This is a genomic window from Microcystis sp. LE18-22.4A, assembly GCF_027531105.1.
Lineage (GTDB): Bacteria > Cyanobacteriota > Cyanobacteriia > Cyanobacteriales > Microcystaceae > Microcystis > Microcystis aeruginosa.
Window position 1 is genome coordinate 1 of record NZ_JAPZRB010000482.1, and the last position, 26,369, is coordinate 26,369.

21 protein-coding genes and 1 pseudogene are annotated in these 26,369 nt (G+C 43.5%); 16 read left to right on the forward strand and 6 right to left on the reverse strand.

Going from position 1 to position 26,369, the window contains the following annotated elements; translation table 11 throughout:
• Positions 1-332 precede the first annotated feature (332 nt).
• From O9295_RS21075 to O9295_RS27530, 11 genes are all read left to right on the forward strand, one after another.
• Positions 333-1,277 carry a LysR family transcriptional regulator gene (locus tag O9295_RS21075; RefSeq protein ID WP_288035093.1) on the forward strand — a complete coding sequence of 315 codons (945 nt, stop codon included), beginning with the start codon at positions 333-335 and terminating at the stop codon, positions 1,275-1,277.
• Positions 1,278-1,323: 46 nt separating this feature from the next.
• Entirely contained in the window at positions 1,324-3,177 is a 1,854-nt protein-coding gene (locus tag O9295_RS21080; RefSeq protein WP_288035095.1) for an NAD(P)H-quinone oxidoreductase subunit F, read from the forward strand.
• Positions 3,178-3,257: 80 nt separating this feature from the next.
• Positions 3,258-3,983 carry a carbonic anhydrase gene (locus tag O9295_RS21085; RefSeq protein WP_288035096.1) on the forward strand — a complete coding sequence of 242 codons (726 nt, stop codon included), beginning with the start codon at positions 3,258-3,260 and terminating at the stop codon, positions 3,981-3,983.
• Between the two features lie 78 nt (positions 3,984-4,061).
• Positions 4,062-5,612 carry an NADH-quinone oxidoreductase subunit M gene (locus O9295_RS21090; RefSeq protein ID WP_002761526.1) on the forward strand — a complete coding sequence of 517 codons (1,551 nt, stop codon included), beginning with the start codon at positions 4,062-4,064 and terminating at the stop codon, positions 5,610-5,612.
• Positions 5,613-5,669: 57 nt separating this feature from the next.
• Positions 5,670-6,965 (forward strand): CO2 hydration protein, encoded by a 1,296-nt coding sequence (locus O9295_RS21095; protein WP_288035098.1) that lies wholly within the window; start codon positions 5,670-5,672, stop codon positions 6,963-6,965.
• A gap of 82 nt (positions 6,966-7,047) precedes the next feature.
• Positions 7,048-7,752 (forward strand): Uma2 family endonuclease, encoded by a 705-nt coding sequence (locus O9295_RS21100; protein WP_079209639.1) that lies wholly within the window; start codon positions 7,048-7,050, stop codon positions 7,750-7,752.
• Between the two features lie 187 nt (positions 7,753-7,939).
• A complete protein-coding gene (locus O9295_RS21105; protein ID WP_288035102.1) occupies positions 7,940-8,695 on the forward strand; it encodes a DUF2232 domain-containing protein in 756 nt (251 codons plus the stop codon).
• Positions 8,688-10,205: an FkbM family methyltransferase gene (locus O9295_RS21110; RefSeq protein WP_288035104.1), complete on the forward strand. Its 1,518-nt coding sequence runs from the start codon at positions 8,688-8,690 to the stop codon at positions 10,203-10,205. Before O9295_RS21105 ends, O9295_RS21110 begins: the two co-directional genes overlap by 8 nt.
• A 708-nt stretch (positions 10,206-10,913) precedes the next feature.
• A complete protein-coding gene (gene rne / locus O9295_RS21115; protein ID WP_288035106.1) occupies positions 10,914-13,073 on the forward strand; it encodes a ribonuclease E in 2,160 nt (719 codons plus the stop codon).
• Positions 13,070-13,657, forward strand: coding sequence for a ribonuclease HII (gene rnhB, locus O9295_RS21120; protein WP_288035107.1), 588 nt, complete (start codon positions 13,070-13,072; stop codon positions 13,655-13,657). The genes rne and rnhB overlap by 4 nt, the downstream gene beginning before the upstream one ends.
• An 89-nt stretch (positions 13,658-13,746) precedes the next feature.
• Entirely contained in the window at positions 13,747-13,929 is a 183-nt protein-coding gene (locus O9295_RS27530; RefSeq protein ID WP_353851882.1) for a hypothetical protein, read from the forward strand.
• Positions 13,930-14,341: 412 nt separating this feature from the next.
• Here O9295_RS27530 and gnd read toward each other — a convergent pair whose 3' ends face one another.
• Positions 14,342-15,769 carry a decarboxylating NADP(+)-dependent phosphogluconate dehydrogenase gene (gene gnd / locus O9295_RS21125; protein ID WP_288035110.1) on the reverse strand — a complete coding sequence of 476 codons (1,428 nt, stop codon included), beginning with the start codon at positions 15,767-15,769 and terminating at the stop codon, positions 14,342-14,344.
• Between the two features lie 393 nt (positions 15,770-16,162).
• On the opposite strand from gnd, the gene O9295_RS21130 reads away from it, so the two are divergent.
• Both O9295_RS21130 and O9295_RS21135 read left to right on the forward strand, forming a co-directional pair.
• Entirely contained in the window at positions 16,163-16,945 is a 783-nt protein-coding gene (locus tag O9295_RS21130; protein ID WP_288035113.1) for an MBL fold metallo-hydrolase, read from the forward strand.
• A gap of 251 nt (positions 16,946-17,196) precedes the next feature.
• On the forward strand, positions 17,197-18,150 hold the full coding sequence (locus O9295_RS21135) for a DNA-methyltransferase (protein ID WP_288035114.1): 954 nt from the start codon (positions 17,197-17,199) through the stop codon (positions 18,148-18,150).
• 119 nt (positions 18,151-18,269) lie between these two features.
• On the opposite strand, the gene O9295_RS21140 is transcribed toward O9295_RS21135, so the two are convergent.
• Positions 18,270-19,340 (reverse strand): glycosyltransferase family 4 protein, encoded by a 1,071-nt coding sequence (locus tag O9295_RS21140; protein ID WP_288035116.1) that lies wholly within the window; start codon positions 19,338-19,340, stop codon positions 18,270-18,272.
• Positions 19,341-19,486: 146 nt separating this feature from the next.
• The gene (locus O9295_RS21145; protein WP_288035118.1) at positions 19,487-20,617 is read right to left on the reverse strand and encodes a glycosyltransferase family 4 protein; all 1,131 of its coding nucleotides are present in this window, start codon (positions 20,615-20,617) and stop codon (positions 19,487-19,489) included.
• Between the two features lie 496 nt (positions 20,618-21,113).
• On the opposite strand from O9295_RS21145, the gene O9295_RS21150 reads away from it, so the two are divergent.
• Together O9295_RS21150 and O9295_RS27535 are read left to right on the forward strand one after the other, a co-directional pair.
• Positions 21,114-22,304 (forward strand): ScyD/ScyE family protein, encoded by a 1,191-nt coding sequence (locus O9295_RS21150; RefSeq protein WP_288035120.1) that lies wholly within the window; start codon positions 21,114-21,116, stop codon positions 22,302-22,304.
• Between the two features lie 254 nt (positions 22,305-22,558).
• A pseudogene (locus O9295_RS27535) lies at positions 22,559-22,693 on the forward strand (WD40 repeat domain-containing protein); the annotation flags it as partial.
• Positions 22,694-23,159: 466 nt separating this feature from the next.
• Here O9295_RS27535 and O9295_RS21155 read toward each other — a convergent pair.
• Entirely contained in the window at positions 23,160-24,500 is a 1,341-nt protein-coding gene (locus tag O9295_RS21155; RefSeq protein WP_288035122.1) for an AAA-like domain-containing protein, read from the reverse strand.
• A 144-nt stretch (positions 24,501-24,644) separates the two neighbouring features.
• Between O9295_RS21155 and O9295_RS21160 the strand changes: the two genes are divergently transcribed.
• The gene (locus O9295_RS21160) at positions 24,645-24,809 is read left to right on the forward strand and encodes a hypothetical protein (protein WP_002766271.1); all 165 of its coding nucleotides are present in this window, start codon (positions 24,645-24,647) and stop codon (positions 24,807-24,809) included.
• 132 nt (positions 24,810-24,941) lie between these two features.
• Here the strand turns inward: O9295_RS21160 and O9295_RS21165 are convergent, their stop codons facing one another.
• Together O9295_RS21165 and O9295_RS21170 are read right to left on the reverse strand one after the other, a co-directional pair.
• Entirely contained in the window at positions 24,942-25,484 is a 543-nt protein-coding gene (locus tag O9295_RS21165) for a peroxiredoxin (RefSeq protein WP_288035123.1), read from the reverse strand.
• Between the two features lie 340 nt (positions 25,485-25,824).
• A complete protein-coding gene (locus O9295_RS21170; protein WP_288035125.1) occupies positions 25,825-26,043 on the reverse strand; it encodes a hypothetical protein in 219 nt (72 codons plus the stop codon).
• Between the last annotated feature and the right edge of the window lie 326 nt (positions 26,044-26,369).

The following is a 26,369-nucleotide window of genomic DNA, read 5'->3' on the forward strand; positions in this document are numbered from 1 at the left end:
GATTGTAGCAAGATAATTAAGTAGGTAGTTAAAAATTATCAGACACCCCCCTTATCAAGGGTAGGGTTGATTCATGAATCAACCCTACATTGAATCAACCCTCCCTTGATTCAACCCTACCTTGAAAAAACCCTCCCTTGAATCAACCCTGGGGTGTGGGGGGGTGTGGGGAGACGGGGAGGGGGGAGGAGAGAGAAAAAAGCTGAAAAAGGTCTTAAGCGGTGGTTATATCTATTAGAGTCTATATTTATCAAAAAATTAATTGACTAGAATCTATAAAAACGTTAGGATTGATGGTGACAAATAGTTGTTATTGAGAAGAGGATAAGAACTTGATACAGGCAACCCTGCACCAGTTAAGGGTTTTCGAGGCTACCGCTCGACACAGTAGCTTTACCAAGGCGGCCGAGGAGTTATTTATCACTCAACCTACCGTCTCAACCCAAGTCAAACAACTCACAAAAGCCGTGGGTTTACCGCTATTCGAGCAAATTGGCAAACGTTTATTTTTAACCGAAGCGGGTAAGGAATTACTGTTCACCTGTCAAGAGATTTTTAATAAATTGGACAACTTTCAGATGAAAGTGGCCGATATTAAGGGAACTAGACAGGGAAAACTGACTTTAGGCGTAATTACTACCGCTAAATACTTTGTACCGCGATTACTGGGGGCATTCTGTCAACAGTATCCCGGTATTGACATCGCCCTGCAAGTGACTAATCATCAGAAACTGCAAGAGCGAATGTTAAACAACGAGGATGACCTCTATATTCTCAGTCAACCGCCGGAAGAAGTGGAACTTTGTTCTCAGTCTTTCCTCGAGAATCCCCTAGTGGTGGTGGCGCGACGAGATCATCCATTGGTGGGTAAGAAAAATCTCCCCCTTGAGTGCCTCAACCAGCAACCTTTTATTATGCGCGAATCGGGATCTGGAACCCGCCAAGCGGTACAAAAATTATTTAATCTCCACGATATTAAGGTAAAGGTGCGTTTGGAATTAGGCAGTAACGAGGCGATTAAACAGGCTATTTCTGGCGGTTTGGGAATATCGGTACTATCTAAGCATACTCTCATCTCGGAAGGAGAAAACGGCGAATTAGCCATCCTCGACGTGGAACAGTTTCCAATTCAGCGCAATTGGTACGTTTGTTACCTGGCCGGAAAACAACTTTCCGTGATTGCCGATGCTTTTTTAAAATACCTGCTGGAAGCTAGTCAAACTATCCCGATTAATGCCCCGTTAAAAAATGGTGACAGCTTATTAGTGAGCCATTAAACCTTAAACTTTAATTCAGGATCATTTTTCTTCTTGAGGTGTTTATATGTTCGAGTCCTTCAGCCAGACTATCTGGTTGGTACCTCTTTACGCCTTTGCGGGCGCACTTCTCGCTCTACCCTGGTCTCCCGGTATTATCCGGCAAACCGGCCCGCGACCGGCCGGTTATCTGAACTTGATCATGACCTGCTGGGCTTTTTTGCATAGCCTTTTTGCTTTGATCGCCGTTTGGGGTCGTCCGCCCCAATCTATAGCATTTAATTGGCTAAATGCCGCAGATTTAAGCATATCTTTAGATGTGCAGATTTCGGCCGTTAATATCGGGGCTTTACTGCTAATTACCGGCTTAAACCTCGCCGCCCAGGTATATGCGATCGCCTATCTAGAAATGGATTGGGGTTGGGCAAGGTTTTATTCTCTCGTCGCCCTCTTTGAAGGGGGTATGTGCGCCCTAGTTATCTGTAATTCGCTATTTTTCAGCTATTGTGTGCTAGAAGTTCTCACCCTCGGCACTTATCTGCTGATTGGTTTCTGGTTCAATCAATCTCTGGTAGTGACAGGGGCGCGGGACGCTTTTCTAACCAAACGGATTGGCGATTTAATCCTGTTGATGGGAGTGGTGGCCCTTTTACCCTTGGCGGGAACCTGGAACTTTGACCAATTAGCAGAATGGGCGGCTACAGCCAATTTAAACCCCAATGTGGCTAATTTACTCTGTTTAGCCCTGATTGCTGGTCCGATGGGCAAATGCGCTCAATTTCCCCTGCATTTATGGCTAGATGAGGCCATGGAGGGACCGATGCCCGCGACAATTCTGCGGAATACCGTCGTCGTTTCCACCGGTGCTTGGTTATTGGTGAAATTAGAGCCAGTGCTGCAATTATCGCCCTTAACCTTACAGGTGATGATCATTGTTGGCTCTGTTACTGCCATCGGTGCGGGTTTAATTGCGATCGCCCAGATCGATGTCAAGCGCTCCCTCTCCTATTCCGTCAGCGCCTACATGGGGCTGATTTTTATCGCTGTGGCCACCGGACAAACGGAAACCGCTTTAGTGTTACTCTTTACTTATGCGATCGCTATGTCCCTGTTAGTCATGGTGGTGGGTAACATCATTTGGAATAATATCAGCCAAGATTTAAGCCAATACGGCGGTTTATGGTCCCGTCGTCCCGTTTCCGGCATTTGTTATCTCGTCGGTGCCGCTAGTTTAGTCGCACTGCCTCCCTTTGGTGGTTTTTGGTCATTGGCCCGCATGGGCGATCGCCTCGCAGAAATCAGTGGTTTACTGTTATTAGTGCTATTGTTGGTCAATGCTTTAACTGCCTTTAGTGTCACTAGAGAATTTTGCGTTTTCTTTGGCGGTAAAATCAAACCAATGACCCTGCGCTCTCCGGAAGCTCTTTGGCCCTTAGTTATCCCCATGACTGTGACCATGGGTTTCGCCCTTCATCTGCCGATTTTATTGGCGCAATGGCATTTATTACCAAGTGACTTAAATCTGGGAGTGGCTTTTCTCTTGGTACTTTCCAGTGCTGCTGGCGTAATTCCGGCAGCCTATATTTACCTGAATGAAAATATCTCCAAACCGATCGTTTTTCAACCGAAAGCCCTTCAAGATTTCTTTGCCAACGACCTTTATACAGCCCAATTGTATAAAGTTACCATCGTTTTTGTCGTCGGATTAATCTCGCAAATTATTAACTGGATCGATACCTTTCTGGTGGATGGCATCGTTAACCTGGTGGGATTAGCCACGGTTTTTGGTGGTCAGAGTTTGAAATATAACGTCTCGGGCCAAACCCAATTTTACTTTCTGTCGATTATTTTGGGGGTCGCTTTGATCGGTATTATCATCTGCTGGCCCCTACTAGCACAAATTTCTCTAGTTTTCAGTTAAAGATTTGATAACTTAGGCTTTTCTTTAGCATCCCCGGCCCTGACAATAGGATTTGTCCTGATTAATGGAAACAATTACCTATGTTCAATACCTCTCGTCGCCAATTAATCCGTTATGGGGGTGGTTTTTTGGGAACCGGTCTAGCCGCCACTGTTTTGGGTTCTCAGTTGTCCCAAACTAACGCCCAAACCGCTGTTAATTCCCAGCCATGGCTAACGGCTCAAAATCAAGGATTGAACCCAGACCAGGCCTTAACTATGCTCATGGAAGGCAATCAACGTTTCTGGGAACGAAGAAAAAAAAGTCCTAACCGCGATCAAGCTCGACTCACAGAAGTGGCCGAAAGTCAAGCCCCTTTTGCGGCAATTTTGGGCTGTGCCGATTCTCGCGTGCCGGCAGAAATCGTTTTTGATCGCGGATTAGGAGATCTATTTGTTTGTCGGGTAGCGGGAAATTTAGCCACTTCCGAAGAAATTGGTAGCCTCGAATTCGGTACGTTGGTATTAGGAGCCAAGGTAATTGTTGTCCTTGGTCATTCTCGTTGTGGAGCGGTAAAAGCCACCATTGAAGGGGGTCGTTTCCCCGGTCAAATCGGTCGTTTAATCGATGGCCTACAGGTGGGAGTTGATCGGGCCGAAAAACAACCCGGTTCTAACAAACTTGAGCGAGCAATTAAATCCAATGTTATCTATCAAGTAGAGAAATTGGGCAAATCCCCGGTCATGGGTGATTTAGTAGATAAAAAACAATTAAAAATTGTTGGAGCCTACTACGATCTCGATACCGGCAAAGTGAGTTTAATTTAGTCAATTCTAGATTAGTCATCGTGTCGGTTGGCTAATCCTTTTCTCATCCCAGTCATTATAAATTTGATCGATACCAATATGCTCAGTACCCTGCTTTGGTTGCCAATAATTGGAGCAATTATCGTCGGTCTTTTCCCCGATAAATTTGCCCCAGCAAAATTACGTCAAATTACCCTCTTTTTTGTTGCCGCCGTCCTCTTTTGGTCTTTATATCTGCTGACCCAATATAACTTAACCAGTAATGGCTTTCAATTTTCTGAATACCGCGAATGGGCAAAACCAATCGGTTTAAGTTATAACCTCGGAGTCGATGGTTTGTCCTTACTGTTAATTATTTTAAACTGTTTCTTGACAGGAATAGCTATCTATAGTACCGAAGAAAAAGTAGAGCGTCCCCGACTTTATTACATCCTAATCCTCCTGATTAACGCCGGGGTTTCTGGGGCATTAATGGCCAAAAACCTGCTGCTGTTCATCGTTTTCTATGAACTAGAATTAATCCCCTTTTATCTGATGATTGCTATCTGGGGAGGCGAAAAACGTGGCTATGCTTCGATTAAATTCCTTCTCTACACTGCTGTCTCCGGGTTATTAGTCCTAGCGGCATTTTTAGGCATAGGTTTCCTCAATGGCGGCACTTTTGACTATTCCTCCCTCTCCACCGCCGATTTCTCCCAAAAAACCCAGTTACTACTCTTAACTCTGCTGTTAGTGGGATTTGGCATCAAAATACCCCTCGTACCTCTCCATACTTGGCTACCGGATGCCTACACGGAAGCTTCCCCCGCTACAGCAATTTTATTAGGTGGTATCCTCGCTAAACTCGGTACTTATGGCTTAGTTCGCTTTGGTCTGCAATTATTCCCCGAAACTTGGTCTTTAATCGCCCCCGGACTGGCAATTGTCGGCGTTATTAGCGTTATTTACGGGGCCTTGAGCGCTATTGCCCAAAAAGACATTAAACGCATGGTGGCCTACAGTTCGATCGGTCACATGGGCTATATACTGGTAGCAGCCGCCGCCGGCACGGGTTTAAGCGTCCTTGGTGCCGTCGCGCAAATGATTAGCCATGGTCTCATTCTCGCCCTTTTATTTTATCTGGTGGGCATTGTCGAACGCAAAGCCGGAACTAGAGATTTAGACGTTTTAAACGGTTTAATGAACCCAATTCGCGGTTTACCCCTGGTTAGCGCCCTATTAATTCTCGCCGGTATGGCCAGTGCTGGTATCCCCGGATTAGTGGGATTTGTGGCGGAATTTATCGTTTTTCAGGGTAGTTTCTCCCGTTTTCCCGTGCAGACGGTTCTCTGTATCATCGCTTCCGGTTTAACGGCGGTTTACTTTGTTATCCTGCTTAATCGCACCTGTTTTGGTAAATTGGATAACAAACTTGCCTACTATCCCAAAGTCCTGAAATCGGAAACTATTCCCGCTTTTGTCTTAATGGTATTAATCGTCTTTTTAGGTATTCAACCCAATTATTTAGTCCGTTGGATTGAACCCACCACTAACTCGATGGTTGCCAGCTTATCGGGGGAAGCAAAACCTAGTTTTGTCTTCAAAAAATCTCCGCAAAAGTCCTCAAAAACCAACTGGTTGAATCGGGGTAAATTTTTGAGTAATAGTTAGTTATCCCTTGCTGTTTCCGAATTATTGTAACCGCTGCTAATTACTTTACCTAAAACTATGACTGGGACATTAATCAAAGCCAAAATTCCCCCTTCTACTCACGAATTCGCCGACATTATCCATCGTTTAGAAGCGGGTGGATCCATGTTGCCGGATACTCCCGAAAACCTGATGCAAATTATCGGCATTTATAAAGCTTATGCCGTACCGATGGATTTTTATTGGCGAGATCTGCTCTACATTGCCGAACAAGTTTTCCTCGATCCTTTGCCCTTTTTTAAATATTTTCTGCCCCAAGAATACCTAGACCTACAAAATCATTACGCTGGCGATAATGCCGATTTACGCATCTGGCGCGGTACGGGTTCCGCTCACCCTGAATTGTTAGAATTCATGGATAAAGGTAAAACCAGAAAAATGCCCAGATTAATCCATCATCTTTGGCATGATCGCGTTAATATGGAATTTGCTGAAGCTTGTATGCAAGCTATGTTGTGGCATGGCCGCGATATGGGTTGGGGTTTATTTGATGCCTATCTTGATTCAGAAGAATATCGCCAAAATGCCGACCGCGCTATTAAGGCCTATTTCAAGAAAAACCCGGTGATGATGAAACTTTATGACCTGTTCCCCGATATGTTTTTGGAACAGGTGCGGATGATGTCCTACTACTCCAATTTAGGACTATTCTGGGAAGTGATGGCCCCGGTATTTTTCGAGATGTCTGATATCTACGATGAAGGGGGGTTTAAAGGTGTTCCCGATGCTATGAATTTCCTCGTTAATGGCATTTTTGCCATCGCTGGCCGGCCAATTTATCATCACGTTTATATTGATGGTCAATGCTACGAAATTATCCCCAAATCAAAGGCTTTTACTTGGCTTTATGAAGCGGCTTTACCCTATGTGGAAGCGGTCTTTTATCGTACTGCTCCCTTCCGGGGTACAAAGTCCTATAATGCCCAAGCCAAACAGGTTCCCTACCAACAAAAAGACTTTCACTATGGCATTCTTTATGCGGATGTTTTCCCCGTGGGTACTGCGGGAATTCCGCCGACGTTGTTAATGGATGATATGTATCATTTTTTACCCCAATATCTAATTGATTACTATCAGCAAAACTGCCGGGGGGAAGACGATATTTTGATTCAATTGGGTATTAGTTTCCAGCGCTCGATGTATAATGTTACTTCAGCAGTTATTCAAGCTCTACGCACTGCTTTACTTTATCCCCTCGACGATCCTAATCCCAAACATTTACTTAAAAATCGTCAATTCTTTGAGGCACAAATGGACAGATTTAAACGTCCCGAAGCGCGTCTTAGAGATATCCAAAGTCCTAATTATCGTTAAGGTTTTTGGGTTATTTTTCTGGTGGGTTTATCGCCCACCTTTTTTGATATAATGAGATGACCGACACCCAACCTCAAAAAAGATGACCACTTTTCCCATCATCGACAATAACGAGTTTTGTGCGGATGAGGTAAAATTTCCCCCCAGGGATATCTGGAGTGAGGAACCCCCCTTGGAAAGCTACGCTCATTTACAACAAATTCTGATTTTACTTCAGTGTTTAGAATGGTTATGGCAAGAGCGTAATGATTATTTTGCCGCCGCTAATTTGACCATTTATTATAGTCCTAATCAGAAAAAATCTGAGTATTTTCGCGGACCAGATTTTTTTGTCGTTTTGGGAACAGAAAGACGCTTAGATCGAAAAAGTTGGGTAGTTTGGGGAGAAGGGGGCAAATATCCCGATGTTATCGTGGAAATTCTGTCTCCTAGTACCGCCAAAATAGATCGCGGCGAGAAAAAACAAATTTATCAAGATATTTTTCGCACTCCCGATTATTTTTGGTTCGATCCTGAAACCTTAGAATTACAAGGATTTCGGCTAATGGAAGGGCAATATCAAGCAATTGAACCGACGGACAGGGGTTGGCTATGGAGCGATCTCTTAGGCTTATTTCTGGGTATTTATCAACAACAATTACGCTATTTCAATAGGGAGGGTGAATTAATTCCTACCCCCGCAGAAGTGGCTAAACAGGAACGTCAAGAGAAGGTTTTAGCTTTACAACAAATAGAACAATTAAAATCTCGCTTACGCGAGTTAGGAGCCGATTTAGAAGGTATTTAGAGCCAGTTTTTTTCAGTGAAAATAGGGAAATTTTCCGTAAATTCCCCCACCCCTAACACCTGATACTCAATCCAGTTATTAAAGACTGATTATTTATTCCCCCTTTTGCCTCTTGTCTGACTGGGAGTCGCCAGTCTAAGCTAAGAATAGCTGGCCACCCCGTCCCGACCACCGGATAACTGATAGAATGAATGATTCTAACGCTAATGCTCCCGCTCAATCCTCAGAAGAGACAATAGATGAAACCAATTGGGTAGATCTGGGGGAAGAGGAGAAACCCCTAGATAAACCCACTGCCAAACCTATCCAACCATCTCCTCTCAAGTCTATCGCTACCCTGATCACGGTGGAGACGGCTTTTTTGGCCAGTGCTACCAGTTTAATCTGGTTAATTGACTATTATTTTCCCCTCGGACCGTTATTAAGGGTTTTCTTCCCGATTCCTATCGCTTTAGCCTATTTACGTTGGGGCGCTCGTTGTGCTTGGATGACAGCATTAGTTTCCAGTTTACTTTTGTCGGTGTTAATGGGACCGACTCGCAGTATCGTCTTTTTGATTCCCCACGGCTTGATGGGGTTACAATTGGGGCTATGCTGGCGCCGGGGTGCGCGCTGGGAATTTTCTATCTTGACTGGGGGACTGTTGGGGGCTTTTGGTTTATTCTTTCGTTTTTGGCTGTTTTCAATTCTTTTAGGCGAAAATCTCTGGTTATATGTGATTACCCAAGCGACTAATTTTATCGATTGGATTTTCACCTGGTTAGGGATTCTCGCTAAACCGACGCTGCTGCAAGTGCAATCGATAGCAGTTGTGGGCATATTTGTCAATAGTTTATTATACTTATTTGCCGTGCATTTAGTGGCGTTATTAGTTCTCGATCGCCTCGGTAATCCGATTTCTCGTCCGCCCAAATGGGTGCAGTCCATACTAGATTATGAGTGATTATTTAGCGCTTTATCGTCAGTATCTCCAGTCAATTAATCCGGCACTGGATGGAGAGTTTTTAATCGCAGAAAATCTATCTACTAATTGGGATGAACCAGAAACGGCTTTAGATTTTCATAACTGTGCGGTGATGGCTTTAATTGAAGCGGAAAATTCCCCAATGCGATCGATGTATGTGGAGATGGCTTTTCAATCTCTGCAAAGAGTCCTAGAAATGGCGGTTTATCCCCTTGCTACTGCCCATTTAGCTCTAGTTTATTATCTAGTAGGCGATCGAGATTTAGCGGCACAAAATGCTTTTAATGCTTTAGTCCAAGTGCTATCATCGGTGAATGCTAATTATCCCCCGGGGTTAATTTATTATTTTCCTGCCCATAACCGACAGGAGTTATTAAGGGATTTATTGGAAACCGCTAATTATAGCGAGCAGACCTTGTTTTTATCTACAGAAATATTATATCGCTCATCCCTGGCTTTTTATAATCAAAATGGGGTAAGATTTCTGGAATTAGCTAATCATGTTAACCCCAATTCCTGTCATCTCAATCGTCAATTAGGTATCGCCAAATTAATTAATCAACAGCTAGAAGGTTTATTTCATCTCCATCGCGCCGTTAATCTCGATCCGGAAGATGCTGACAATTTGCAAGCTCTTTATTTAGCCTATCGGGGATTAGGACAACAACAATTAGCTAATTTTTGGTTAGAAACAGCGAAAGTAACGGGGAAAAGTTGGACAAATTTACAGCTAAATCAGCCCTTTACCTATCTCGATTTTGATCGGGATATTACCCTAGCTGTAGAAGCAAGTTTTCGCAGTTTTGTCACGGGAGTTTTACTCGCCCAAGGGGATTGGTTTGAAGCAGAAATGGAATTTTGGCGCCATAGTATTAGGGAAGGAATGACGGTTATTGATGTGGGGGCAAATGCCGGAGTTTATACTTTTAGTGCCGCTCATCGAGTCGGTAAGACGGGAAAAGTTATCGCTATTGAACCTTTTTCCCAATGTATCCAGTTACTAGAAGAAACCTGTCGGGTTAATCAATTTTCTTGGGTTTATCCCTGTCGAGGAGCAGCCAGTAATCAAGGGGGAAATGTTTATTTATCCCTGTATCAAGCTAGTGAATTAAATGAAGTCGTTACCGATGCAGCCCAATTAAAGTCAGACAATTACGAACCAGTTCCCTGTTTTACCCTCGATAGTTTAATTGATACCTATCAGTTAGAAAGGGTGGATTTACTCAAAATTGATGCGGAAGGCCACGAAGTACCGGTTTTAGAAGGTAGTCAACTTTTAATTGAGCGTTTTGCCCCGATTATTCTCTACGAAAATATTGCCGGTAATCAAGGCAGTAATTTAGCCGTGGCCCGATGGTTAGAAGGGAAAGGTTATCGACTATACCGTTATCGTCCCTACCTGCAAGAATTGCTAGAAATCGAGTCAGAAGCCGATTTACAGGGAATTTTGAACGTTATCGCCTTGCCTGAACGGGAATTAAGGGATTAAGGAAACCGTCAATCCGGTCATCTCATGAATAATCCTAGCTGGACTAGCGGGTTAATTAATTCTTTAGAAAGCCAAAAGGAGATAAAAAGGGAATTTTAGCCTAAAAAGTCAGCTATATAGCTTTTTAGGTCTATTTTATTGCCTATCATTGCTCCTGACTCCTGAATTCTAGCTATTGACTCCTTTCTTGCCCCGAAAAATTTATCTTGGTCAGGGGATCATCGTCTTGTCAGAGAGTGACCGAGTGAGTTATAGTCGTCTATAAGACTCGATTAAAGCATTTCTTAAAAGAATCGTGGTTTTTGGAAAATCGAAAAGTGCGCTATTTTCCCTTCCACAGAAACCCGTTGCCGAGGGGAGTAACTCAAAAACTCCTTTTTTCCTAGATTCTGATAGACAGAACCGGCGGAAACGGATAAAAAATGCTGTTATCGAGCAAGACTCAGGGATTAATTGAAAATCTCGTCTCCTGGCTGTGCTTACCTAATTGTGGGTCAAGCCGGCAGTTGCCGAACAGACTTAACAACTGAAACCAAGACTCAGTTCCCACGTCTGAGAGGCAGATGAACATCAAGATGAGGCTTTAACGATGCGGACTCATCTTCTTAGAACTTTCTTAACAAGACCAGATTTCCAGAAGTAGCCTCAAAGCATAGACAAATAGCCCATGGTCCGTCGCTTTTGAAACCGAAAGATTGAGGAAATTGAATGCCAAAACAAATAATCATAGCCGAACAACACCATATAGCGGCTGTTTTTTGGGAAGATCAAATTCAGGAATTAGTTGTAGCCACAGGTAATCAGCAGGTGGCCGACATCTATCTAGGATTAGTAGAAAATGTCATCCCCGGGATAGATGCAGCCTTCGTCAATATTGGCGATGCGGAACGCAATGGCTTTATCCATGTCACCGACCTGGGCCCCTTAAGACTGAAAAAAACCGCCGGTGCTATCACGGAATTACTGGCCCCCCAGCAAAAAGTGCTGGTACAGGTAATGAAGGAACCCACCGGCAATAAAGGACCGCGACTAACGGGAAATGTCACTCTCCCTGGTCGTTATCTGGTATTGATGCCCAATGGTCGCGGGGTGAATCTTTCCCGTCGCATCCGCAGTGAAGACGAGCGCTCCCGTTTACGAGCTTTAGCGATTTTGGTCAAACCGGCGGGGATGGGTTTGCTGGTACGCACCGAGGCCGAAGGCAAAGCGGAAGAAGCGATTATCGAGGATTTGGAATTTCTGCAAAAACAGTGGGAGAGCATCCAACAGATGGCCGTCAGCAGCCGCGCCCCGGCCCTGCTTAACCGCGATGATGACTTTATTCAAAGGGTTTTGCGGGATATGTACAGTGCCGATGTCAATCGCATTGTTGTGGATAACCCGGTGGCGGTAAAACGAGTTAAACAGCAATTGACGAACTGGGGCGGCGGCAAAGCTCTCGAAGGGGTTTATATCGACTCCCATCGGGAAACCCAGCCAATTCTCGACTATTTCCGGGTTAACGCCGCCATTCGCGAGGCCCTCAAACCCCGGGTTGATTTACCCTCCGGCGGCTACATTATCATCGAACCGACGGAAGCTTTAACGGTAATTGATGTTAACTCCGGTTCCTTTACCCGTTCGGCCACGGCCCGAGAAACCGTACTCTGGACTAATAGCGAGGCCGCCACAGAAATCGCCCGACAACTGCGCTTGAGAAATATCGGCGGTGTGGTGGTGGTGGACTTCATCGATATGGATTCCCGTCGCGACCAGTTGAAACTGCTGGAATTGTTTAATAAAGCCCTGAAAAGCGATAAGGCCCGGCCCCAGATTGCCCAATTATCGGAATTGGGGTTAGTGGAATTAACTCGTAAGCGTCAGGGGAAAAACATTTATGAATTATTCGGCAAAACCTGTAACCATTGCGGCGGACTGGGCCATTTAGCCCATCTACCCGGAGAGGGCAACGCCATCGCCCTAGAAACCCCCACCGTTAGCCGCGGGGAAAAAGAAACCTTTGTCGTTGCTCCGACTAATACAAAAGTTCTACCCGATAAGAGCGCTCCTAGCGTTGCGGCGGCCGAACCCTATCTAGAAGTTTTCTCCGAATTTGAGGCCGAAGAAAACGCCCAAGAGATAGATCTTTCCTTCCATCCCAACTATCAAGAACAGGTTAATAATTCTCGCCGTCGCCGCCGTCGTCGTCCCTCGGAACTGTTACTAAAAGAGGAACGGGGCGAAAAAGCCTCTACTAACGGTGTTAACAACGAAATCGAGCCGGAATCAGAACCCCAACGCTTTGAGGAAAAACGAGAACGCCCCGCCCGTCTCTCGAAACGGGGAGAAGATGCCAGCGCCGCCAAAAATATCCCCGTCAGCGAACGGGAGCGGGTTTCCGTGGAAATGACCCCGGTAGAACAGGAAGTTTATTCTTTAATGGGCATTTCTCCCCTGATTCTGGTGGATAAGGAGTTTAAAGACCCGAAATCGGTGATTGTTTCCGTGAAACTGGCAGGGGAAAGAGAAGCGGAAAACCCAGAAATGCCTGTTACTCCTGAAATATCCTTGACTCCTACCCTAGAAGTCGAGTACACCCCGGTAGAAGCGACGGAAACCAGCGAGGAAGCCGAAAATCGCTCCTTGGTGCGCCGTCGTCGTCGTTCCACCACTAGCGAAGTTAGTCAGGAAATCAACCAAGAAGCTAGTCCACCAGTGACTTTTACGCCCGAACCGATTACGCCCGAAACTCCAGTTTTTCTGGGCGAAGTCATTCCTGTCGAGACCCCGGTGAGCGCCGAGGTGACAGAGGAGCCACAACTAGAGGCTGAAACCGCGGTGCTGCGTCGTCGTCGTCGTCGTTCCTCCGCCACTGCCGATGAGTCATGAGCGCAGAACCCTTAATTGCCGGTGTCGATGAGGTGGGGCGCGGGGCTTTATTTGGCCCCGTGGTGGCGGCGGTAGTGGTCACTGTCCCCTCTGGTTTTGCGCGGCTGTGGGAGTTGGGGGTGAAGGATAGTAAGCAACTTAGCCCCCAAAAACGGCAAAAGTTGAGCCAGCAAATACAACGGGATTTTCTTTGTCGCATCGGTTATGCTACGGTGAAAGAGATCGATCGCTTGAATATTTTTCATGCCTCCCTACTGGCGATGAGCAGAGCTATCGGGAAATTACCCCTTTCCCCCAGTCTCTGCTGGGTCGATGGCAAGCACATTATTAAAGATTTGTCAATCCCCCAAAAGGCGGTAATTCAGGGAGATCAACAATCCCCGGTAATTGCGGCGGCTAGTATCGTGGCCAAAGTCTGGCGCGATGACTTAATTACTCGTTGGGACAGACGCTATCCCGATTATGGACTCGCTCGTCACAAGGGTTATGGCACTGCTCAACACCTAGAAGCGATTGGCAACTATGGACTTACTTCTCAGCACCGGCTCTCTTTTAGTCCCTGTCAACCGAGGTTGAGGCCATGACTGCCGAACAATTTGCCCAAGGGTTATCGAAATTTCTTGACCGATAGTTAAGTAGGGTTTGCGGCAAAAAGCTTTTCGGTGGTGGCAGGGTGTGGGGTGTGGGGTGTGGGGTGTGGGGTTTTATCGATTTTCAGGTGGTCAACTACCTAATTTTCAGGGAAAAAGTACCTGAATTTTCCCCCCGATCCCCGCAATGGCTGGCACTTTTTGAGGGGAAAAAAGTCCAAAAGTCTTATCCAACAAGGTTTTTAGATTTATTCAGCCAGCCCTAAGTAGGGAGGCACAATTATTTGTAGTGGACTGTTTCAACTAAAATAGGGCAATAGATTTTGGCTTAAAGTCTTAGATTATAGAATTTATAGCATTTTTCTAATACACCAAATTAGCTGAAACAGTCCAGTAGGATGGGTTAGCGGTAGCGTAACATGATCGGGCGTTGGGTTTCATGCTTCAACCCAACCTACGTTCATCTTATATTTAATTCCACCCACCCACTTAACTCTTATACTAAATCCGGTTATTAAAAACTGATTATTTATTCCCCCTTTTGCCTCTTGCCTATTGCATGAGTGCCTGTCCTGATATGTAGCCTATACTCAACGGATTTAGTATTAATCAGAAAAATATCGCCAAAAAATTCCCCTTTTTACCAGAAATAAAAAGGGGAGAAGATATTAGATAGCCTTACAGTCCGGCCATCCATTCCGTATGGAAAAACTCACCTCTGGGTTTATCGGTACGTTCATAGGTATGAGCGCCAAAATAATCCCGTTGTGCTTGGGTGAGATTTTGCGGTAAATTGGCCCGACGATAACTATCAAAATAGTCCAAAGAAGAACTAAAAGCCGGGACGGGAATTCCCAACTTATTAGCTAAGACTAACACCTCACGCCATGCCTCTTGGCGATCGAGGATACTTTGCTTAAATTCCGGTGCTAACAACAAATTCGGCAGCCCCGGATTTTCCGCAAAAGCTTTGCGAATTTTATCCAAGAAACCGGCCCGAATAATACAGCCGCCCTTCCAGATCCGGGCCGATTCCGGCAGACTGATATTATAGTTAAACTCCTGAGAAGCTTTAGCGATTAAGGCCATACCCTGGGCATAGGAACACATTTTCGAGCAGTAAAGAGCATCACGCACCTTATTCACAAATAGTGCCGCATCCCCCGGATAGGTTTCCCCCGGTCCGGGTAACTCTTTTGCGGCTGCCACCCGTTCATCCTTATAAGCGGACATCACGCGAGCATTAACCGCAGCATAAATAGTCGGAATTGACACCCCCAACTCCAAGGAACTTAACACGGTCCAGCGTCCGGTTCCCTTTTGTCCCGCCGAATCCAAGATTAAATCTACCAAATGATGACCGGTTTCCGGGTCAACATACTTAAAGATATCGGCGGTAATTTCAATTAAATAAGAATTAAGCTCATCGGTGCGATTCCACTCGGTGAAAGTTTCCTGTAACTGCTGATTGCTTAGTCCTAGACCATTTTTCAGCACATCGTAGGCTTCCGCAATTAACTGCATATCGCCGTACTCGATGCCATTGTGAACCATTTTCACATAATGGCCCGCACCCCCGGGTCCCACGTAGGTGACACAGGGACCATCATCGACTTGGGCGGCAATTTTGGTTAAAATCGGCTCTAATTCCCGATAGGCGAACTCTGTACCCCCCGGCATCAGGGAAGGACCGTGCAGAGCGCCTTCTTCGCCACCACTGACTCCCATACCGACAAAACCGAGTTTAGTGGTCGATTCTAGGTCGCGGGTGCGTCTTTCTGTGTCCTCATAGAGGGAGTTACCGCCATCGATAATCATATCTCCTTCTTCGAGAAGGGGTTTTAATTGTTCAATCACGGCATCCACCGGCGGGCCAGCTTTTACCATGACCAGAATTTTGCGGGGACGCTCTAAAATTTGGACGAATTCTTCTAAACTATAGGCCGCCTTGACATCTTTGCCGACGGCGCGAGTTTCCATAAATTCTTTAGTTTTGCTGGCGGTGCGATTGTAAACAGCTATAGGAAAACCCCGACTCTCCACATTGAGAGCGAGATTTTCTCCCATGACAGCTAGTCCGATAACACCGAAGGTACGTTTAGTCATAGAAATTCAGTCTCGGCTGATGCGTTCTTCTTCCCCTTTTAGCGCCTACTTTCCCTAAGATAGCTAAACTTTCCCTATTTCTTAAGCCTTGACTAATCAGTGATCAGTGATCAGTAATCAGTAATCAGTAATCAGTGATCAGATTTGGGTTTTCAGTGAGCAGCATTAAGTGAGGAGTGTGACAGCGTTTCTCCTCAAGATGAAGTGTAACCTAATTTGGTATCATCCCCGAACGACTGGCTACTGTTGCCTGTTCCCTAAAACCAGAGACTTCCTACCTCACCATTAAGATAACTGCTATAAATGGCATTCACTGATGACTGAAAAACCCCCAAGCGCAGAAAAATTAATGGTAATGTTAAATTAAATTAAGAAAATCCCCATTCTTCTTATATGCAGTTAACTTGGCTTGATAGTAATTCTTGGTTAATCGAAATCGGGGGAAAACGCCTGCTTCTCGATCCTTGGTTGGTAGGTTCCCTGACTTTTGGTAATTTAACTTGGCTATTTGAGGGCAAAAAAACCGCTAATCATGCCATTCCCGAACATATCGATCTGATTCTTCTCTCCCAAGGTTTGGAAGATCACGCCCATCCTCCTACTTTACAGGTACTCGATCGCCAAATTCCCGTGGTAGCTTCTCCTAATGCCGAAAAAGTGGTTCGAGCGCTCAATTATACCCATCGCATCCCTTTAAACCACGGCTCTAGTTATATCTTTGACAATGCGATCGAAATTACTGCTGTCCCCGGTTCTCCAGTCGGGCCGACTCTGGTGGAAAATGGTTATGTTATCAAGGAATTAGCGACAAATCAGAGTATCTACTACGAACCCCACGGTTATCATTCTCCTAGCCTCGATTCTCTTGGTAAAATCTCCGTGATTATCACTCCTTTGATTGACTTAAAAATACCTTTCCTCGGACCGGTAATCAAAGGACAAGAAAGCGCCTTGGCAGTCTGTCAACGCTTGCAGCCCGAATATATTATTTCTACGGCTGCCGGCGGTGATATCGAGTTTAAAGGTTTATTGATGGCGGTGTTAAGTGCTGAGGGTAGTCCCGAATCTTTTCAAGAATTATTAACATCCCATGCTTTGCCGACAAAAGTAATTGCTCCTCGTCCTTGGCAACCTTTTACAGTGGAATTAGGCGAGTGCGTCCCTGGTTTGAGCTAATCTGAGTTAAGGGAAGAATAGAAAAAAGTTAAAACTTTCTTCCCGATTTTTATCTAAAAAAGTAGAATTTTTGTGATATATTTGCTGGCTACAGATAACATTAATTGTTTGAAAAAACTGGCTCTCTTGAATATTGGATGTAAAATGGGTAAAACCCCACACCCCACACCCCACACCCCACACCCTGCCCCCAGGAAAAACTTTTTGCCGCAAACCCTAATTAAAAGTGGCTCTTCTCTGCTAAATTTTCTATGAATCAGTTGCCCTTATTTTCTCAATCAAAATCAGTGCGAGACTTTTATCAACCTGATGCCGAAATAATTCTTTATCAAGGAGATAGCAATAATTTTATCAAGACTATACCAGATAATTCTGTGAGCTTGATTATTACTTCTCCTCCCTACAATTTAGGAAAAGACTACGAAAAAAAAATCTCTTTGGATACTTATCTGGAAACCCAAACCAAAATTCTGCGAGAATTCTCTAGAATCTTGCAAGATAATGGCAGTATTTGCTGGCAGGTGGGAAATTTCGTTCAAGAGGGTGAAGTTTATCCTTTAGATATTTTTTATTATCAGCTATTTAAACAAATGGGCTTCTTTTTAAGAAATAGAATTGTCTGGCATTTTGGTCATGGACTACATACATCTAAAAGATTTTCTGGCCGGTATGAAACTATTTTATGGTTGACAAAAACCGATAAATATATCTTTAATCTTGATCCAGTGAGAATCCCCGCTAAATACCCAGGTAAGCGCCATTTTAAAGGTAAAAATATCGGTAAACCCTCTGGTAATCCTTTAGGGAAAAATCCCAGCGATGTTTGGGAGTTTTTAGCACAAGAATGGGATGAGTTACTGTGGGATATTCCTAACGTTAAATCTAATCATCCAGAGAAAACTATCCATCCTTGTCAATATCCGATCGAATTAGTAGAAAGATGTGTTTTAGCCTTGACAAATGAGGGGGATTGGGTTTTCGATCCCTTTGCCGGAGTCGGAACTTCTCTGATTGCTAGTATTATGCACAATCGTCGAGTGATGGGGAGTGAAAAAGAAGCAGAATATGTGAAAATTGCCAAGGAAAGAATCGCCGCTTATTGGCAAGGAAATCTCAAAATTCGTCCTTTAGGAAAACCTATTCATCAGCCTAATGGTAAGGAAAAAGTTGCTCAAATTCCCGAAGAATGGCACAATAATATATAGGAAGTAACACTCAATCTCCCCAGGAGAGTACAGGTTTTTGCTCTCATATCCTTGGGTTTTAATGCTTACTGCCGTCTAACCCATCCTGCAATGATTGATAAGTTTTTTTGTCACCATTTTTAGAGAAAACTTTGCAGAATTGTGGCGGTTTCTTGACCGGTTTTTTCCCAACTAAAAAGCTCGGCGCGTTGGCGACTCAAGGATTTTAATTTAAGACGTAATTGTTCATCGGTGGCGATTTGCTGCATTGCCTCTCTCATCTCATCGATACTATAGGGATTAATTAAAATTGCCGCCTCTCCTGTGACTTCTGGGAGAGAGGAAAGATTAGAAGTAATTACAGGAGTTCCACAGGCGATCGCTTCTAGTACAGGTAATCCGAAACCTTCCCAAAGGGAAGGATAAACTAAAGCAGTTGCTTGGTTTAAAAGTTGCGGCAATTCTTCATAGGAAACATAGTTTAAAAATTGCACTCGTTGAGAGATTGATAATGCTTCTACCTGTTGCTGCAGAGCAGGGGTAAAACGGGGGTCAAATTGACCGACAATTAATAATTGATATTCGGGATCAATTTGGGAAAAAGCAGTAATTAAACGACCGAGATTTTTATGAGGATCATAACGACCAAGATAGAGAAAATAGGGACGAGTCGCCAGATTTAGAGGACGAAAATTATCAGAATCATATCCAGAAAGAATCACGGTTATTTTGTCAATAGGTATCTTAAAAAACTTATTAATATCGGCGGCAGTTGCTTGGGAAACAGTGATAATATGTGTGGCTTTTTTCAGGACTTGGGGTAAATAGTATTTATTATAAAAAGTTAAAGGAGAAAATTTCGGAAATCGCAGGGGAATTAAATCATGAACTGTGACAATATAGCGGCAATTTCCATAAATAGGTGCTTCTGGAATGGGGGTAAATAGCAGGGAAGACTTTAATTGTTGATAGGTTTGATAGAGTTTGGTTTCTGTCCAAATTAAGCGCTTAATATTGCCTTTGGTTCCCTGCTCTTGGTTGAGGTTTGCCGAGACAGGATAGGTGTTAAAATCTGGGTAACTATTAGAAGTGATTAGGGTAGGATTTAAGTTAGCTAATTGAGGAATGATATTTTTAGTATAGGTAGTCAATCCAGTATATTTAGTACCGAGAAAAGCGAGATTGATTAATAATTGATGATTCCTATTCATAGATATTAGCTAGTTAAGCAGGTAGGTGTTAAAAGTTGTCAGACACCACCGTTATCAAGGGGGGATTAAGGGGTGATCAGTACCCCCCTTATCAAGGGGGGATTAAGGGGGGATCCATCTTCAATTTAATTATAAATACTTACTTATTATAAAAGAGAACGATAAGCTTTTATAGTAGCTTGTGCAGTTTTTTGCCAAGAGAATTTTGCCGCTTGTTTTTTTCCTTTATTGATTAATTCTTGACGGAGAGAGGTATCACTAATCACCTGATAGATTGCTGCGGCAATTTCTAGGGAATTATCGGGATTAATTAATATTGCCGAGTCTCCCGTGACTTCGGGTAAGGATGCAGTATTAGCAGTTACCACAGGACAACCTAAAGTCATCGCTTCTAAAACTGGTAATCCAAAACCTTCATAAAAAGAAGGATAGACAAAAACATCGGCTTTTTGATAATAATCCGCAACTAAGTCATCGGCAAGATAATCAAGATGTTGGATACTATCTCGAAAGGGAGACTGAGATATTTTCTCGAAAATTGGTTCGTACTTCCATCCTTTTTTGCCAATCAGAATCAGATTATGGTCTAATTTATACCTGTCCTTGAGATAGTTAAAAGCATCGATAAGATTAATAATATTTTTTCGTGGTTCTAGGGTACTAACAAAGAGTAAATAGGGTTTAGTGATAGTTAGAGATGAGGGTGGATTGGGGAGGGAAGAATAACGACTTGCGAGGGGAGTAACAAAAATTTTCTCTGGGTTCACATCTAAATATTCAATAATATCTCGTTTGGTACTTGCGGAGTTAGCAATAACTAAATCTGTCCATTGTAGAGATTTTTTAATGCGTTGGGTGTAGGTTTTGACAATCCCCGTCACAAACTCAGGATATTTCATAAAAGTAACATCATGAATAGTCATAACTTGACGACTCTGACGACAAGGATACACCACATGATCCAATCCGTGGAGAATATCGGGAGAATCAAGAAAGTTTTCTAGATAGGGAATTAGAGGATTAGGAAATCGGGTTAAAATATTGCTAAGACTGACGGGAATTGGTAAACACTTAACCTCTGGATAGGATTGCAGTTTTTCGGGTATAGAAAGATTACCCCGCAGCCAGTTTTTTACCGATGGTTGAAAACAGAGGGACAGGGAAAAGTTTTCTTGGTTTTGTAATTTAGCTAATTCGGCAATCAGGTGATAAGCATATAATCCAATTCCACTAGGATTTTGTCTTATCGGTGTACCATCAACTAAAATTTTAAGCATTTGCGGTTAGATGATATTGACGGGATAGATATTTTTAAAATTACAGATTCAATTGTCAATTTTGCTTGGTTAGGACAAGATTAAAATCGGCAATAAACTCCACCCTAATAGTTAATCTTACCCTATAGCGCCCCTGAATAGCAGCCTTTTTGGGCTAGGTTACGGTCAATACTTAATTTATCAGGCAATTTTTTCGATTATTGTCCCACCCTAGGACTAGGATTGTCAACGGGTACTTATCAGCTAAGACCTATTTTAATAGGCTATCCTTAGATTAGCTGCATCTCCTTGACGAGAAACACTGTAATTAGTTATAATCAGGGAAGAATGGCTTCCCCGTACTTGTGGTGAGCGGAAAAAGTTATCTCAGGGATGAAGTAGTCCCCCAGAGAAAAACTAATATCTGGTAATGCCGAAAAATCTTGATTAACTAATGTTTTCAGTTTTTTTGTTTTCGGTTAAGATGGTCTGATGATTAGTAACTTGGCAGTAACGTATGAGTAACAAAAAGTTAACCCTCACCCTAGCTCTCACTGTTGGTTTTGTTAGTTCAGCCGCTCCGATATTAGCCGCTAATATTTCTACCACTGTTCTCGCAAACGGTTTAAATAATCCTCGGGGTATGACCCTCGGTCCTGATGGCCAGCTTTATATCACCCAAGCAGGAAGAGGTGGTAACGGAACTTGTATTACGACAGGTCAAAGTCAAGTTTGCTACGGACCCACTAGTGCAATCGCTCGTTTGAATACAACCACGGGAGCAACGGAGGTCTTGATCGATAATTTACCGTCCTTGGCTCAACAACCATCAGGCAATGAAGGTACTGGTCTTCAAGACCTTTACTTCGACCAATCAGGGCAGCTATTCGGTATTATCGGTTTGGGAAACCATCCAGATGTTAGAGATAATACTTTAGGTGTTCCTGCCTTTGGCCAAGCAATTGCCATAAACTTATCCGGAACACCTAGTTGGTCACTAAAAGCAGATTTAGCCAATTTTGAGAGAGATAATAATCCTGATAGGGATGAAGTTGATAGTAATCCCTACTCCCTCGTTGTGCAAAATGGTGTTATTTATGCCACCGACGCGGGGGGAAATTCCTTGCTCAGAGTTGATGGCAACGGGGCTATAACAGCGATCGCTGCTTTTCCTGTTCGCTCAGTTACACCACCACCCTTTATCCCTAATTTACCGAATCCTTTTCCTATGCAAGCCGTACCCACAGGGATGGCTATTGGTCCGGACAATCAACTCTATATCGGGCAACTTACTGGATTTCCTTTTCCCGTTGGTGGGGCTAATGTTTATCGGTTTAATGGCACCAATTTAGAAGAATTTGCGACAGGTTTTACTAATATCATTGATCTTGCTTTCGCCCCCGATGGTAGTTTATATGTTCTAGAATATGCTAGTAATTTTCTGGCAGGAGATTTTAGTGGTCAGCTTTGGAGAATAGCACCTAATGGGACTCGTCAAAGTATTTTAGACGAGGGTTTATCCTTTCCCACGGGTTTAGCAATTGGGGATGATGGAGCTATCTATGTTGCCAATCAAGGCTTTGTGGGCGGACAGGGGCAAATTTTAAAGATAACTTCAACCCCAGAAATGACCTCGGTGATCGCTTTAGGAGTTACTGCACTAATGGGTTTACGATTACGCTCTAAAAAAAAGTCAACTTCTTTGTAACCGTTCGGGGCAGGGTGAGAGCATCTCAAAAGCTATTGACAATTGGCCAATTTTGTGATCCGCATGGGCATTTCAGGTGATACAAGTCAATCAAAATAGTTACGAAATCTTAACATTTGGTTGATTTTTGCTTAACAATTGAGATGGCAAATTCTCCTCAAATATGCCTGAATCGCCTTCTGGGTAAGCAACTCACACAAAGTTAATTTTGTCAATAATTGTTAAGATGCGCTTACCCTGGATGAGCTTACCCTGTTATTTCTATTCCCCATCCCCAGAAAATCTATTCCGTTTGTTTTAGTCCTGATTGTAATTATATCGCCACGGCCTGCCAAGACAAAATCGTGAGAGTTTATGGCACTTCCGAACTACAATCTTTAGCAAGTTGAACAATCTTTGAGCGGGTGCATCTCATTTTTGTAAATCTACTAAGTTGGGATTTTTAAAGGGAAACTATCTGCCAAAATTGATCGTTACTTCCGATTTTATTACTCAATCCAAGCTTTTGGGGGGTAGAACCCCCCAAACTCCTAGGGTTGATTCATAGTAGGGTTGATTCATGGTAGGGTTGATTCATAGTAGGGTTGATTCATAGTAGGGTTGATTCATGGTAGGGTTGATTCATGAATCAACCCTACCCAAACCCCGGAGCGCATGAGCTTTTCGGTGGGATGCTTACACGCAGCTGCTGATATATTTGTAATAATTTAAGAGTCACTGATAATTGCTGATTGTCGATATTTCTGCAAATGTGATACTAAATCCGGTTATTAAAAACTGATTATTTATTCCCCTTTGCATGAGTGCCTCTCCTCATAACTAGCCTGTACTCAACGGATTTAGTATAATTATCTACTAGAGATCGCTGCCGGTCTGTTCTTCTCGGAAGTAAAGTTGATATAATTGACAGCTAGGCTGGGCTAGGTCGCCTTTTAACTGAATTAAACCCATACTTTCCAGTTTATAAGCAGTAATCGGTTCTAATCGCACTCCCTTATCGGAAGAATTAACCACTTCCCCCATCGCTGTCAATAATTCTGGCTGTTTTTGCAGATTATCCCAGTGATGACGCAGGTGTGCCGCATAAATTCCCCCTTGGGTAGCAGCATTAGGGAGAATATTTTTTTCCCCACGCACCCGCGCTTCCAGGGCCAAACGGCTAAGATAGGGATGACCAGCGACTAAGGCAATTAAATCCCTGATAAAACGCTGATTATCGTCATTTTTAGGCAATCCGTAGCTACTAGCCAAGTTTTCCAGTTGTTCGAGGCTAAAACCGGGTAATTTAATCGCGCGACCGACATTAAAGGGAGATTGATTAGCGTCCAATTGAATATAGATTTCCGTGGAATTAGCAATCGCTAACCGCAAATTCTGCCAGATTTCTAAATTATTAGCTTCTTCGTGCCAACAGCGCAAAAGCGGCAGAAAATCCCTAGCGATGTCGGGATACTCGAAAATTCTGTCTAAATTATCTAGGGCCAAAAAGAGCGGCCCGTTAATCTGTTCCAAAAGATAGGACTGAAAATAGGTTTGACAACTGATTAAACTGCCAAATAGTTCCTCATCCCAATATTCATCTAATTGAGGCTTTAAACCCAATTCTCGGCTGACATTTGCCGAAAACCAGCGACAAAATCGGTCTAAACTGGCAAACATCGCCTTTTCTGCCACTTGACAATTAATATAAACTGTGCTATGTCCCCAACTATCTGCCTGAGCGAGCAGATGCTTAAGGAGAGAAGTTTTGCCAGTCTTTTCGGGGGATTTAATGCGAATGAGTGACCCCGGACGATTAATTTCTTGATAACAGTCGCTTTCGACGGGAGGGCGGCCAATATAAGTATCTATAACTGATTTTTCTGCTAGTATCGGGGTGGGGTGATTTTTCCATTGAGGATATTTGATATCTTTGAACCATTCCCGGAGGATTTGGAACTTACCCGGCCCTTTACTACCTAATTCTAGTTCGGGACAGCCATTATCTTTATCTGCCGAGAAATAGCTATAGATTTTAGTCATTTGTTTTTTATAGGTTTCATGGCTGGCAGCCTCAGCCATTTCCCAAATTTCCTCATCTGGTTTGCGCCAATTTTCGTAGGCAAAACGAACTAAAAAAATCTCCTTTAATTTGCCTTGAACACCGTATTCTCTAGCTAGATGTTTAAGAAACTCGTCCCATCCCTGTGGTTTCATCCGGTTCTACTTTATTCTACTTATATTCCCTTTTTTTCCATGTTAACCCCTTTTTCCCTCTTGGCAATGGGACTGACATCCGAGAAGGAAGGCCCTATGGTAAAAATAGGTCAATTACCTGATGGTGTCTAAGGGAGTAAAACCATGAAAATCTCGTTAACCTTGTTTGTTGTGGCCTCCTTGCTGTTAGGTTCAATTCCTCACACTTTAGCGGTTAATAGTCAAGATAACCATTTTGACCGTTCCTCTTCGCCGCTAATTTTACAAAACCGTGACTGTAAGGGTGATAAGGACGATAATTGCAATTAGTCCTGATTATCTCGGTTAAGATTGTTAATCTATATCCCCCACCGATGAAAAAATCGTGGTCGGGATTTTTTTTATCCCATCGGCTGCAGATAGCTTTTATCACAATAATGTCTAGATTCAAGACCAATTATCTCAAGAAGTCGCCTGTAATTCCTCTAAACGGGCTAAAACTTCGGCACTGTGAATGGCAGGATTTACCCCTAAATAAATCTCTTTTAAAATCCCTTGCGGATCGATAAGATAGGTATGACGCAGGGAAACATAACCCATCCAAGAACCATAAGCTTTACTAATATCTCCGGTAGTATCTGCCAGTAAGGGAAATTTTAAACCCTCCGAGTCACAAAATTCCGCATGAGAGTCGACATCATCGGCACTTACCCCTAAAACTTGCGTATTTTTAGCCATATATTTCGGCAAATCCTGCTGAAAACGCCGCGCTTCTAGGGTACAGCCGGGGGTAAAATCCTTAGGATAAAAATACAAAACTACCCACTTACCCCGATAATCCGATAGGGAAATATTTCCTTCTCCCGTGTTAGTCGGTAGGGTAAAATCGGGTGCCGGTTGATTTAAAGGGGGTTGGGGGCCACCTAAAGCGTTAGCATCGGGAATAAGGGCAAAAAATGCCAGAATTACTGCAATTAAAAAACTCAACAGTTGACGACGAGACATAATCAGTTATCAGTTATCAGTTATCAGTTATCAGTTATCAGTTATCAGTTATCAGTTATAGTCATTTCAATTAAGATTGAGAATATCAATGCCAGAGTTCATAAGGGTTTAACTGGTCTAGATTGTATCAGACTTATCTGAAATGATTATAGCAGTTATTTTAGTAAAAAATACTAGGGTTAGGGGACAAGGGGTTATGCTTCTAGCTTAATATTCTTTACATAACTTGCCCTTATGGTTTTCCATCATCGGATGACAAAACCACAGCCGGACGGCGCTTAATTCCTGTCACACCGGGAAAATCAATTGTCACCACATCTCCAGAAGAAAACGTCACCAATTAAATCCCCTCCACATCAGAGAAAGTTTTGGCCGCGTAGTTTAGGGAAAAATTGACAAGATCGATCTGATCCTCCTCAGTCCAGGTATCACTTTGATCGAGCGATGGTTGTTGTTGTCCGACAAGTTGATTGAGAATGATTGTGGCCAATCGCAAACGTTCCCCAGATGATAAGTGACAGACCACTTGATTATAAACTTCTTGGGCAGTAGTGGGCATGAAAAAAAACTGATGACTGAATGCTTCTAGTGGGACTTAAACAAATTTTAAGCCCAAACAAAGCCGAAACTGGCTTGATAAGCGGCAAACACATCCTGATTCTCGGTCAGCCACCTAAAGAAACGGGTAATGATTCGGTAGTAGTGGCGTAGCCCTCTTGCTTACCTGGTATGAATTGTGTCAAATATAGCAATTCCCATAGTTGTGAGGTACAGAGTCTTAGGTTTTGAGGAGTCAGGAGTCAGGAGTCAGGATTCGGGATTCAGGAGTCAGGATTCGGGATTCAGGAGTTAAGATTTTGGTGTACCTCATGAGATTGGGAAACG

Coding starts and splice junctions, on each gene's coding strand:
- O9295_RS21100 (WP_079209639.1), top strand. CDS start 7,048: ATGACCACTTTTCCCATCATCGACAATAACGAGTTTTGTGCGGATGAG.
- O9295_RS21090 (WP_002761526.1), top strand. CDS start 4,062: ATGCTCAGTACCCTGCTTTGGTTGCCAATAATTGGAGCAATTATCGTC.
- O9295_RS21085 (WP_288035096.1), top strand. CDS start 3,258: ATGTTCAATACCTCTCGTCGCCAATTAATCCGTTATGGGGGTGGTTTT.
- rne (WP_288035106.1), top strand. CDS start 10,914: ATGCCAAAACAAATAATCATAGCCGAACAACACCATATAGCGGCTGTT.
- O9295_RS21170 (WP_288035125.1), bottom strand. CDS start 26,043: ATGCCCACTACTGCCCAAGAAGTTTATAATCAAGTGGTCTGTCACTTA.
- O9295_RS21095 (WP_288035098.1), top strand. CDS start 5,670: ATGACTGGGACATTAATCAAAGCCAAAATTCCCCCTTCTACTCACGAA.
- O9295_RS21140 (WP_288035116.1), bottom strand. CDS start 19,340: ATGAATAGGAATCATCAATTATTAATCAATCTCGCTTTTCTCGGTACT.
- O9295_RS21155 (WP_288035122.1), bottom strand. CDS start 24,500: ATGAAACCACAGGGATGGGACGAGTTTCTTAAACATCTAGCTAGAGAA.
- O9295_RS21105 (WP_288035102.1), top strand. CDS start 7,940: ATGAATGATTCTAACGCTAATGCTCCCGCTCAATCCTCAGAAGAGACA.
- O9295_RS21160 (WP_002766271.1), top strand. CDS start 24,645: ATGAAAATCTCGTTAACCTTGTTTGTTGTGGCCTCCTTGCTGTTAGGT.
- O9295_RS21130 (WP_288035113.1), top strand. CDS start 16,163: ATGCAGTTAACTTGGCTTGATAGTAATTCTTGGTTAATCGAAATCGGG.
- O9295_RS21165 (WP_288035123.1), bottom strand. CDS start 25,484: ATGTCTCGTCGTCAACTGTTGAGTTTTTTAATTGCAGTAATTCTGGCA.
- O9295_RS21145 (WP_288035118.1), bottom strand. CDS start 20,617: ATGCTTAAAATTTTAGTTGATGGTACACCGATAAGACAAAATCCTAGT.
- gnd (WP_288035110.1), bottom strand. CDS start 15,769: ATGACTAAACGTACCTTCGGTGTTATCGGACTAGCTGTCATGGGAGAA.
- O9295_RS21135 (WP_288035114.1), top strand. CDS start 17,197: ATGAATCAGTTGCCCTTATTTTCTCAATCAAAATCAGTGCGAGACTTT.
- O9295_RS21080 (WP_288035095.1), top strand. CDS start 1,324: ATGTTCGAGTCCTTCAGCCAGACTATCTGGTTGGTACCTCTTTACGCC.
- O9295_RS21110 (WP_288035104.1), top strand. CDS start 8,688: ATGAGTGATTATTTAGCGCTTTATCGTCAGTATCTCCAGTCAATTAAT.
- rnhB (WP_288035107.1), top strand. CDS start 13,070: ATGAGCGCAGAACCCTTAATTGCCGGTGTCGATGAGGTGGGGCGCGGG.
- O9295_RS21150 (WP_288035120.1), top strand. CDS start 21,114: ATGAGTAACAAAAAGTTAACCCTCACCCTAGCTCTCACTGTTGGTTTT.